4 protein-coding genes are annotated in these 9,197 nt (G+C 47.5%); all 4 read right to left on the bottom strand.

The annotated features are described in order from the left end of the window. Positions 1–142 precede the first annotated feature (142 nt). Positions 143–2,563, bottom strand: a complete 2,421-nt coding sequence (locus RIM23_RS11255; protein ID WP_446367082.1) for a sucrose synthase — start codon at positions 2,561–2,563, stop codon at positions 143–145. Positions 2,564–2,754: 191 nt separating this feature from the next. Next, on the bottom strand, positions 2,755–4,278 hold the full coding sequence (locus tag RIM23_RS11250) for a carboxypeptidase M32 (protein WP_446367080.1): 1,524 nt from the start codon (positions 4,276–4,278) through the stop codon (positions 2,755–2,757). A 445-nt stretch (positions 4,279–4,723) separates the two neighbouring features. After that, on the bottom strand, positions 4,724–5,350 hold the full coding sequence (locus RIM23_RS11245) for a GNAT family N-acetyltransferase (RefSeq protein ID WP_446359671.1): 627 nt from the start codon (positions 5,348–5,350) through the stop codon (positions 4,724–4,726). Positions 5,351–5,876: 526 nt separating this feature from the next. Further along, complete coding sequence (gene carB / locus RIM23_RS11240; protein ID WP_446367078.1) at positions 5,877–9,131, bottom strand: carbamoyl-phosphate synthase large subunit; 3,255 nt, start codon at positions 9,129–9,131, stop codon at positions 5,877–5,879. Positions 9,132–9,197: the final 66 nt, after the last annotated feature.

The following is a 9,197-nucleotide window of genomic DNA, read 5'->3' as shown; positions in this document are numbered from 1 at the left end:
TCTAAATAGTCGGTGGGCATTGCCCACCCTACTGATACCAAATCCGGGTTAGCTACCCCCGTTATCACCTAGTCCGCGCAGGCGGACGAAAGTTTGTGTAGCAGCGATTTCAATCGCCGTGGAAAAAGGGGGTGATAAAGGCTCAACGCTTCAGATGTTCTTCTAACAATTGTTGGGCGCGAGGCTTATAAATGAGATAAAACAACGCCTCAATATACCGCAGCAAGTCCTCCCGCTTTTCTTTAGAGGTATAATTCCAAAAGCCATAAATCCGCGCCAAGGATAGGAGTCTGCTAGTGTGAATCTTCCAGGTATAGGTACTATACACCCGTTCCATTCCCCGATTTGAGATTTCTAACCAATAATCTGGATTTTGTTCACATTTGGAGAGAAAATCCAAAATCTTATTAGCCGTTTCTTCCAGGTTCGTGGGGTTAATTAAGAAACCATTCACCTTATCCTGAATAATTTCCAACGGTCCGCCAAACTGCGTCCCAAAGGTTGGCAACCCTGAAATCATGGCTTCCAAAATTGTCAAACCGAAGGCTTCAAACAGCGCAGGCTGGACAAAAATACCCCGGTAATCCGCAATCACCCGATAGATTTCCCCAGAATCCCGCTTGGGTAAGCGCACGCCTAACCAACGAATCTTACCGTGTAAATTATATTCGTCGATGAGTCGATAGAGTTTAACGATTTCATCCTTTTCTTCGTTATCCGTTGATTCTTCCGTGCGTAATTTCCCGGCGACTAAAATCAGGTTACACTGCTCTTGTAAGGCTTTACTCTTGCCAAAACATTCAGTTAAACCCGTCAGATTTTTAATCCGGTCAAGACGCGCAATAGAAAACAGGGGGCGCTTTTTCGGGTCATCCAATGTACCATAGACTTGAGACGGATCGTCTAAGGTAAAGATTAAGTCCTCTAAGCGTTCACAATCGCGAGGAACCCGATCCTCAGTACGGGTGTAAGGGAAGTAAACCTGTTCATTCACTCCCGGCGGTACAACATTAAACTTGGGTGAAAATAACTCAATCCCATTTACAACATGATACAAATCCGGCATCGTGAAATTCTGGTAAGATTCATACTGACCCACACTATCCGGCTTCCCCACAATCTCCTGATAGGTACTGCTGATAATAAAGTTTGCCGCATTCATGGCAATCAAATCAGCGGTAAATTGGATAGAGAAATGATATTGATTTTCTAATTCCTGCCAGTAGAGATTACTGAATAGGTATTTAGATTTTTCTAAGGCGTGGGCAACAATACACTGAGTCACATCCATGCGGCGGGATAGGAGAAATGCCACTAAATTGCCATCGGAATAGTTACCGACAATGAAATCGGGAACCCCTTGAAATTCTGCCCGGAGTTCTTTTTCTGCATCAATGGCGTAGGTTTCCAGATAGGGCCAAATCTCAAACCGAGAAATCCAGTTATGGGTATAGTTAGGGTTAAATTCTCGGAAGGGAACGCGCAATATCCAAGCATTATCCGTGCCATGAACTTTTTCTAAGCGTTCATTACAGCGCGTGCCATCATTGTTGGGAATTAAACGGGAAAGGATGATCACTTTTGGCTTGACATTCAACAACTCTAAGCCGGCGAGTTTAATATCTTCTTGTAGCTGCTTTTCTAAACTCCGCGCTTGATCCAGAACATAAACGACTTGACCCCCGGTATCGGGACGTCCTAAGACTCCTTCTTGTCCAAACCAACCGTGGATGGAGACTAAAACAATCCGAAAAATCATCGGGATGCGGGAAAGAAATTTCTCAAGTCCCTGGTGATCGGGAGAATCAATCAGTTCATCGAGTATTTCTAGGGTTTCTCGGACTCGACTGGCGGTATTCCCCCAACCCGCTTCAAACCCCATGTCTTGGAGAGTGAAGCGAAAGGTTTCGTAGGGTTCATTATCGGCGCGATCGCTAACAAAGCCGAGGGCTAGTTTCACCTGATCAGAAAGCTGCTGCTGGCTTTTAATCCGTCCGTTAATCAGCAGCTGAGTCCCTTGCACTTCATGGAGACTTAAGAAGTTGAATAACGATTCCTGCCATTGGCGGGGATCTTGAAACAGTTTACTCGAAAGAAAGCGATTTAGGAACTGGACACCCTTGCCAATGTTTTTGGAGTCCCGAATAATTGGACTATAATCGTAAAATGGTTTAAAATCGAGTTCGAGGACATCCCCTTCATGGGGACGATAATGGTTGACGAAGCGATCGCGCACATCGAGCAGTTGTTGAACTGTGATCGGCTCAACGGTTAAGTCTTCCAGAACTTGAAACGCTTCTTGTTCGGCAATCTTGGGTCGGATGATCAGGTAGAGACTTTCCTGATCGAGAATAATTTCTTGAGTGTAATAAATCAGTCGTCCTAGATTAGACGAATGATAATAATAGTCCGGTTTCTGCTGGTCGGCGCAGTATTTACTAAAATCAGACAGAATATCGTTTCGCAGTAGATACCTCGGTCCTGACTGTTTTAATTGACTAGCAAATTGGCGCAAATCATTTCGTTCTTCACAATTGAGTACGTTCTGGATCAGATTGAGCATTACAACGTTCCAAGGGTTTTCTTCAAAATAAAGACTCCCGAAAAACGCCCTACTCCAAAGCGGTAACAGAAAAGTGACCACTTTTTTTTCGGGCGTGGGGTAGGAGGGGTAATTGAGCAGATCAGTTCATCAAAACCTTGCTGCACGAGTGTTTTAGGGGGTTGAGCAACACAGGAAAATTCAGGCAATCCTTACAAGTCGTAAAGTTGCCCGTACTTTTGCCGGATATAACGGATGAATGGAGCGATGTGCAAATCTGCACCGGTGACGCCCTTGATTAATTCAGCCGCTGTGTACTTGCAACCGTGTTGGTATATGTTTTCTCTTAACCAATTATGCAATGTACTGAATTGTCCTTGCTCAATCTTAGCTAAGATTTCGGGATGAGCCGCGTTCGCGGCTTCAAAAAATTGGGCACTGATCAAATTACCGAGGGTGTAGCATTGGAACATGCCACCAATTTGACTGGTATACCAGTGAACATCTTGCAGGACTCCATCAGTATCCGTTTCGGGGACAATCCCTAAATCTGAACGATAGCGTTCTTTCCACGCTTCTGGTAGGTCACGGACGGTTAAACTCCCTTCGAGCAATTGTAGTTCTAAGTCAAAGCGGATCAGGACATGGAGGTTGTAGGTAACCTCATCTGCATCGGTGCGAATTAGCGATCGCACGACTTTGTTGATAGCTCGATAGAATGTCTCTAGGGGAACATCCTTGAGCTGATCGGGAAATGCGCCTTGTAGTTGGGGATAGAAGAATTGCCAAAAGCCGCGACTGCGCCCGACTATATTTTCCCACAGCCGCGATTGACTTTCATGAATACCTGCCGATGTACCACCCGCTAAGGGAGTTCCTTCTAAGGTTGGGCTAATGCCTTGTTCATACAAAGCATGACCCATTTCATGAATACTACTAAACAGCGCCTGTCCTAAGTCATTGTCGTAGACGCGAGTGGTAATCCGGACATCGTCTGTGGAGAAGTTGATCATAAAGGGGTGATGGGTTTGATCTTGTCGTCCCCGTTGAAAGTCATACCCCAACTGCTCAATGATTTTCAGGGTAAATCCCAACTGCTCTTGAGCTGGATAATGCTGATGCAAACAACTATCATCCGTCTCCTTTTGGGCGGTAATCGCTTCCACCATCGGCACCAATTCGTCTCGCAACTGGGTAAACAGCGATCGCAAAAAGCCAGTTTGCATACCATAATCGGCAAAATCAATTAACGGATCGGCAATATGATCGTATCCTGGGAAAAAGTTCGCCAATTCCCGACTCAACTCTAGGGTTTTTTCCAAATAGGGTTCAACCGCAGCAAAATTATTCTCGGGGCGTGCGGCTACCCATGCACCGTAGGTTTCTGTGCGATGGCGAGAGAATTTTGCCATAAACGTGGCGGGAACCCGCGCCGCCCGCTCATATTTGCGGCGGGTGACACGCAATAAACTGGCTTCGTCCGAGTCGTAGGGCAAACTGGCTTCTAGGGAGCTTAAGTCCTCTAGAAGCTGACCCATGGCTTCTTCAATAAATTTACTATGGGAAATTTGTTGCAATGTCGCTAGCTGTCGTCCGCGAGCAGCTGCACCTTTTGGCGGCATATAAGTTGCCTGATCCCAGTACAACAGAGACGCGGCGGCTTCGAGATCATTGATTTCACTCAGGCGGGTTTTCAGCTCTAGAAGTTGGGTTTCTGTCTTTTCGATAGTCTGCATGGTCGGTGGGTGATGCTGTAGTATGGGCTTGGATACATTGGTAGAAATGTTTCCCAGATTAGTAAATGTACACCTGACAATCGAAAAGGAGAATCTGTGTTAGGAAGTGCTTTAGGCTGAACTCTAGGCTCTGACGCTGACTCTGGTGCTTAACGATGGTCACTCAACGGCAATGGATACATCAGTTGGCTGACAGCGAAGGAAATGGCTAACCCTGATCGGCTGGAGCATGACAAAACTTATCTCTCTACCTTAATCCATTAAGCTTGAGACTTTGGCAGATCGACAAACCAATATTGTGCCATTTCTGGGCGACTTGTGCATTGGTCGCATAAGCTGTAGTTATATGAAGTGAAGACAATATATCTACTTTAAGTTCAATGGCACGCTCAGATGAGGCTGGTGGGCATTGCCCACCCTACGGTATATCTTCCCCATCACCCCCTTAGGGTTGACGATAAAACTCTGGCATGGGTTCTTTTTCAATCCGATAGATTTTAAAGCCCCGTTTAATGCAATTATCTAGGGCGTAGGGGCTATCCAGATTGCTGGTATGAATCCAGAGGCGTTGCGTCCCTTTGTTCCAAGCATAAGCAATACCGTGGCTGAGTAAATGCTTGCCTAACCCTCGCCCTAGATAGTTTTCGCGCAAACCAAAATACACAATTTCTGTCGAGTAGAACCGCCCTGAAGGTCCTTCGCGACGCTTGACCAATTCAATGTATCCGGCTGGCGCACCATTGACATAGAGGATGTGAATACTGGTTTCAGAGGCAGTGAGAATGTCTTGGAGTTCTTCATCCGAGCAGGATAAGCGATCGCGCCAACGCCAGGGCTTACCCACTGTACTGTACAGGAAACGATAGAAGGCAACATCAGGCGTATCCATACACATCATTTTGATCCCCTCGGGGTAGTTGAGATACGCCGGACGGAATTGAGTCGGATCGGTCATCTGGAGATAGGTGATCACCAGAGTATCCGGAACAGGTGTGATGGGAAGAGATTTCAAAGACACCGGAATTTGAGTGCTGTTGGGACATGTTGCCGCCTGAGAAACCGATACAGCCATCGCGATTCACAATCTGCTTAACTATTAAAAACGTTGGGCGATTTGACCGATGGGGCAGCAGTTTATGACTTACACTGTATTCTACGGTGGAATGATTAAGGATGGCTCCTGCTGCTTGTTGTCGAGGTCACATTTCCACGGCTGCTAACACCAAGTTGATATCACTATCGTGAAACGGGAGTATGGGGTACAGAGGCTGTCCGTTCAGACAACGCTATTTTACCCATCCCTGACTCTCTGACAACCCCACTTACCCCAATTTTACGTCTATTTTTCTCCCCGTGTAATCTTCTGCCTTGTCTATTCGTACTTCTTTGATAATTTATCAGTCGATGATTTTTTTTTAAGTATAGACAAATACATTCTACCTTAACCTAATCCCTGTTTTCGCCTAAAGTCCATTGGATTTGCTGGAATTGAGGCAATTGCAGTCAAACCCGGATTGAACTTTAGGCGGTTATTTTGTGATCGGCAACCCCTGATCACGGATCATCGATCACCAGACAATGTTGATACCGATCACTGCTTAGTGAATATCGTGAATGTAGTCTTGCAACGCTTTCACATCCAAAGGCTGAGACTTCAATGAACGAATTGCCCCGGCTGTTGCCTTTGCACCAGCAATCGTGGTAACAATTGGGATTTTGTAAGCCAGTGCGGTACGCCGAATTAAACGACCATCGGCTTGGGCATCTTCTCCGGTTGGGGTATTAATAATCAACTGAATCTGCTTATTCTTAATCGCATCCAAGACATGGGGACGCCCTTGGTGCAGTTTCAGGATTAAATCAACCGACAACCCCTGATCCTGGAGGGCTTGGCGTGTCCCTTCCGTGGCAATAACATTAAAGCCCAAGTCCATCAAGTCTTGAACCACTGGGACAACATTGGTTTTATCCCGGTTATTGGTGGAGACAAAGACAGTACCCGAAAGAGGTAAAAGCTGACCGGCGGCTAATTCTGCCTTGGCAAATGCCTTACCAAAGTCTGTATCAATGCCCATCACTTCACCCGTAGACCGCATTTCCGGTCCAAGGATAACATCAGTACCGGGGAATTTATCAAAGGGCAAGACGGCTTCTTTGACCGCAATGTGCTGGAGTTGAGGTTCCTGGGTTAAACCTAGGGCTTCTAGGGTTTCTCCTGCCATGATCCGGGAAGCAAAAGCCGCGAGAGGGACACCCGTTGCTTTGGAGACATAGGGAACGGTACGCGACGCCCTAGGGTTGGCTTCCAGGATATAAACGGTTTCCCCTTGCACGGCAAACTGGATATTCATCAACCCGATAACTTTCAGCGTTGTGGCTAATTGATGGGTACTGGTGCGAATGGTTTCCATTGCCGTGGGGCTCAGGGAAATAAAGGGAATGGAACAAGCCGAGTCACCGGAGTGAATGCCAGCTTGTTCGATATGCTCCATAATGCCACCAATCACCACTCGACCGGTATGATCTGCGATCGCGTCTACATCGACTTCAATGGCGTTTTCCAAGAACTTGTCAATCAGAATCGGGTGTTCCGGTTCAACCTGTACCGCAAAGGTCATATAACGTTCCAACTCGAAGTCAGAATAGACAATTTCCATTGCCCGTCCACCGAGGACGTAGGAGGGACGCACAACCACCGGGTAGCCGATGCGCTTGGCGATGTTTAACGCCTCCTCATAACTGCGGGCGATGCCATTGGGAGGCTGTTTGATATCCAGTTGGCGTAGGATTTTCTCAAAGCGTTCCCGATCTTCGGCAATATCAATGGAGTCGGGAGAGGTGCCCCAGATTTTTGTGGGGAGTACAGCTTGGATTTCTGGACGGTTTAAAAATTCTTGCAGGGGAACGGCTAGTTTAAGTGGGGTTTGACCGCCAAACTGGATGATAATTCCTTCTGGCTTTTCGGTTTCAATGATGTTGAGGACATCTTCTTTCGTCAGGGGTTCAAAGTAAAGCCGATCGCTGGTGTCGTAGTCGGTGGAAACGGTTTCTGGGTTGGAGTTGACCATAATCGTCTCAAACCCTTCTTTGGCGAGGGAGTAAGCGGCATGACAGCAACAGTAGTCAAATTCAATTCCCTGTCCAATCCGGTTGGGTCCACCGCCCAGAATCATCACCTTGCGCTTATCGGAGGGGATGACTTCGGTTTCTTCTTCGTAGGTGGAATAGTAATAGGGGGTTAGTGCTTCAAATTCGGCGGCGCAGGTATCTACGACTTTGTAAACGGCGACAACCCCAAGTTGCTTCCGGTATGCCCGCACCTCATCTTCCGTTGTTTTGGTCGCGAAGGCAATTTGGCGATCGCTATAGCCTTGACGCTTTACATCCCAAAGATTCTCTTTTGTCAAGCTTTTTAAGGGAGTGCGCTTGAGGAATTTTTCGGTTTCGAGTAAATCGGCAAACTTATCGAGAAACCAAGGGTCAATACTCGTGAGTTCATAAATTTCTTCGACGGTCATGCCTAACTGTAAGGCGTGACGCAGGGTAAAGATGCGGTCTGGGTTGGGTGTACGTAAGCTAGAACGCACTTGTTCGAGGGAGGGAAGTTTTTCGACGCGATCGCATCCCCACCCGTAGCGTCCGATTTCCAAGGAACGTAGGGCTTTTTGGCAGGATTCTTGGAACGTGCGCCCAATTGCCATGGCTTCCCCCACGGACTTCATCTGGGTGGTGAGTACGGGTTTGGCGTTGGGGAATTTTTCAAAGGTAAAGCGGGGAATTTTGGTGACTACATAGTCGATAGTGGGTTCAAAGGAGGCGGGGGTTTTCTGGGTGATATCGTTAGGAATTTCATCCAAGGTGTACCCCACGGCTAACTTTGCCGCAAATTTGGCAATGGGGAACCCTGTGGCTTTCGAGGCGAGGGCAGAACTGCGGGAGACACGGGGGTTCATTTCGATGACTATCACGTCCCCGGTAACTGGATTGATGGCAAATTGAATATTTGATCCGCCGGTTTCGACGCCAATCTCGCGGATAATTTGAATGGAGTAATCCCGGAGTCGCTGATATTCTTTATCGGTGAGAGTTTGGGCGGGGGCTACGGTAATCGAGTCGCCGGTGTGGACGCCCATGGGGTCAAGGTTTTCGATTGAGCAGATAATGACTACGTTATCAGCCAGATCCCGCATCACTTCTAACTCATATTCTTTCCATCCCAGCAGCGACTGTTCCACTAAGATTTGAGAGACGGGGGAGGCGTCTAACCCCGCTTGTGCCATTTCTTCGTATTCTTCCTGGTTATAGGCGATACCACCGCCTGTCCCGCCTAATGTATAGGCTGGACGAATAATTAGGGGGTAACTGCCAATGTGTTGGGCAAGGGCTTTGGCTTGATCTAGGGTACTGGCGATTCCGGAGGGACAGACTCCGATACCAATGCGTCCCATGGCTTCTTTGAAAAGCTGGCGGTCTTCTGCCATTTCGATGGCATCGAGTTTAGCACCAATGAGATCGACGCCGTATTTGTCGAGAACACCGTTTTTCGCCAGGGTAACGGCAATATTCAAGGCAGTTTGACCGCCCATTGTTGGTAATAGGGCGTCTGGTCGTTCTTTGGCAATCACCTTCTCCACAATTGCCGGAGTCAGGGGTTCAATGTAGGTGCGGTCTGCGGTATCTGGGTCGGTCATGATCGTGGCTGGATTGGAGTTAACCAGTATCACTTCATAGCCTTCCTGCTGGAGGGCTTTACACGCCTGAGTGCCGGAGTAGTCAAACTCACAGGCTTGTCCAATAACAATGGGACCAGAACCCAAGATCAGGATTTTGTGAAGATCGTCGCGGCGAGGCATAGGTGTCGGTGATTGCGTGACTATTCGTGAATCCTGTTTATTTTATATGGTCTGAGGGAAATTCGT

Origin of the sequence: Coleofasciculus sp. G3-WIS-01, from assembly GCF_040223135.1 — a bacterium.
In the GTDB taxonomy this organism is placed as follows: Bacteria; Cyanobacteriota; Cyanobacteriia; order Cyanobacteriales; family Coleofasciculaceae; genus Coleofasciculus.
The sequence above is the reverse complement of the archived record's forward strand: the minus strand, read 5'-3'. Positions and strand labels throughout refer to the sequence as shown.

Coding starts and splice junctions, on each gene's coding strand:
- RIM23_RS11245 (WP_446359671.1), bottom strand. CDS start 5,350: ATGGCTGTATCGGTTTCTCAGGCGGCAACATGTCCCAACAGCACTCAA.
- RIM23_RS11255 (WP_446367082.1), bottom strand. CDS start 2,563: ATGCTCAATCTGATCCAGAACGTACTCAATTGTGAAGAACGAAATGAT.
- RIM23_RS11250 (WP_446367080.1), bottom strand. CDS start 4,278: ATGCAGACTATCGAAAAGACAGAAACCCAACTTCTAGAGCTGAAAACC.
- carB (WP_446367078.1), bottom strand. CDS start 9,131: ATGCCTCGCCGCGACGATCTTCACAAAATCCTGATCTTGGGTTCTGGT.